At 79.6% G+C, this 1,794-nt stretch carries 3 protein-coding genes; 2 read left to right on the plus strand and 1 reads right to left on the minus strand.

Going from position 1 to position 1,794, the window contains the following annotated elements; genetic code table 11:
- On the plus strand, nt 1–383 hold a 383-nt coding region (locus ABEB16_RS19280; protein WP_345713827.1), incomplete at its 5' end, for a lysylphosphatidylglycerol synthase domain-containing protein.
- Nucleotides 380–1,600, plus strand: a complete 1,221-nt coding sequence (locus ABEB16_RS19285; protein WP_345713828.1) for a glycosyltransferase family 4 protein — start codon at nt 380–382, stop codon at nt 1,598–1,600. The genes ABEB16_RS19280 and ABEB16_RS19285, both read left to right, overlap by 4 nt.
- Before the next feature lie 31 nt (nt 1,601–1,631).
- Here the strand turns inward: ABEB16_RS19285 and ABEB16_RS19290 are convergent, their stop codons facing one another.
- Entirely contained in the window at nt 1,632–1,793 is a 162-nt protein-coding gene (locus ABEB16_RS19290) for an Lsr2 family DNA-binding protein (protein ID WP_345713829.1), read from the minus strand.
- Between the last annotated feature and the right edge of the window lies 1 nt (nt 1,794).

The following is a 1,794-nucleotide window of genomic DNA, read 5'->3' on the forward strand; positions in this document are numbered from 1 at the left end:
CCGGGGTGCGGCGCCAGGCGCTGAGCGCGCTGCGCCGCCGCTGGCCGCACTTCAGCGCCGGGGTGCTCGGCTACCTCCTCCTGCAGGCGGTGCTGCTCGCAGCGTGCCTGCAGGCCGGCGGCGTCCACGTCGCCCTCGGCGTGGTGCTCACCGCCTTCGCCGTCGACCGGCTCGCCACCATGGTGCCCCTGACGCCCAGCGGCACGGGTTTCGCCGAGGCGGGCAGCGCCGCCGTGCTGCTGGCCGCGGGCGTGCCCGCCACCTCGGCGGTGGCGGGGGTGCTGCTGTACCGCGCGTTCGTCGTGCTGCTGGAGATCCCCGTCGGTGGCCTCGCCCTCACCGGCTGGCTCATCGGCCGCCGGGCCCGGTGGGCGCTGCGATGAGGGTGCTGCACGTCAGCGACTGCTACCTGCCCCGGCTGGGTGGGATCGAGACCCACGTCCACGACCTCAGCGCGGTGCAGCGCGCCGCCGGGCTGGACGTGCGCATCCTCACCGCCACGCCCCCCGGCGGGGAACGGGTGCAGGAGGAGGCCGGGGTGGTGCGCCTGCCCGGGCTGCGCCTGCCGGGACCGGGCGCGCGCACCGACCCGCTGCGCCAGGCCCTGCGGGACTCCGGCGCGGACGTCGTCCACGTGCACTCCTCCGTCGTCTCGCCGCTGGCGTGGACCGCGGCGCGGGAGGCGCGCGCCCTGGGGATGCCCGTCGTGGCCACCCTGCACTCCCTGGTCGGCGACGGCCTCCCGATGGCCGCGATGCGCGCCGTGATCGGGCAGCGCGCCCTGGGGGAGATCCGCTGGACCGCCGTCAGCCGCGTCGCCGCCCGGCCGCTGCAGGAGGCCATCGGCCAGCCGGTGAGCGTCCTGCACAACGGCATCGACCCCGCCGCGTGGCGCCCGCAGGGACCCGCGCGCCCCGCCCCGCCCACCCCGGGGGAGCCGCGGACCGTCACCCTCGTCAGCGCGCTGCGCTTCGCCCGCCGCAAGCGCCCCCAGGCCCTGCTGCGGCTGCTCGCGGCGGTGCGCCGGGCCGTGCCGGCCGACGTGCGGCTGCGCGCGGTGCTCCTCGGCGACGGCCCGATGTGGGCGGCGGCGCGGCGGCGGGTGCGCGCCCTCGGCATGGCCGGCTGGGTGGAGCTGCCCGGCCGGTGCAGCCGGGAGGAGGTGCGCCGCGTCCTGGCCGGCGGCGACGTGTACCTGGCCCCGGCCCGGCTGGAGTCCTTCGGCCTGGCCGCGCTGGAGGCCCGCTGCGCGGGGCTCAGCGTCGTCGCGTTCGCCTGCAGCGGCGTGGCGGAGTTCGTCACGCCCGGCGTGGAGGGGTTCCTCGCCGACGACGACGAGGACATGGCCGCGGTCGTCGCCTCGCTGGCCGCCCGCCCGGACGTGCTCGCCGCGGTGCGGGCGCACAACCTCGCCACGGCGCCGGCGATGACGTGGCCGGCGGTGCTGCGCTCGGGTCTGGCGCAGTACACGGCGGCGGGCGCCCCGCCCGCGCTGTGGCCGCGGCGGACGTTCGTGGACCTGCGCGCCACCGGCCTCACCGGTGCGGGCACGACCGCGCCCCGCCCCGGCCTCGTGACGTCCGCCGGCTCCGGGCGCTGACGCCCGGACCCCGGGGCCCCCGGTGGGGGGGTCAGCCGAGGCCGTGGGCCGAGCGGTACTCCCGCACCAGCTGCAGCGGGACGCGCCCGCGGTCGCTGACCGGGTGGCCCTGCGCGCGCGCCCACGCCCGCACGAGCTGCGGGTCCACGTCGGGTGCGCGCGGCACGCGGCGCACCACCGCCGTGCCGGCCACC

Origin of the sequence: Kineococcus glutinatus, assembly GCF_039542765.1 — a bacterium.
GTDB classification, from domain to species: Bacteria; Actinomycetota; Actinomycetes; order Actinomycetales; family Kineococcaceae; genus Kineococcus_A; species Kineococcus_A glutinatus.

Excerpts from the sequence above, each read along its gene's own strand:
- ABEB16_RS19285 (WP_345713828.1), top strand. The coding sequence starts at position 380 with ATGAGGGTGCTGCACGTCAGCGACTGCTACCTGCCCCGGCTGGGTGGG.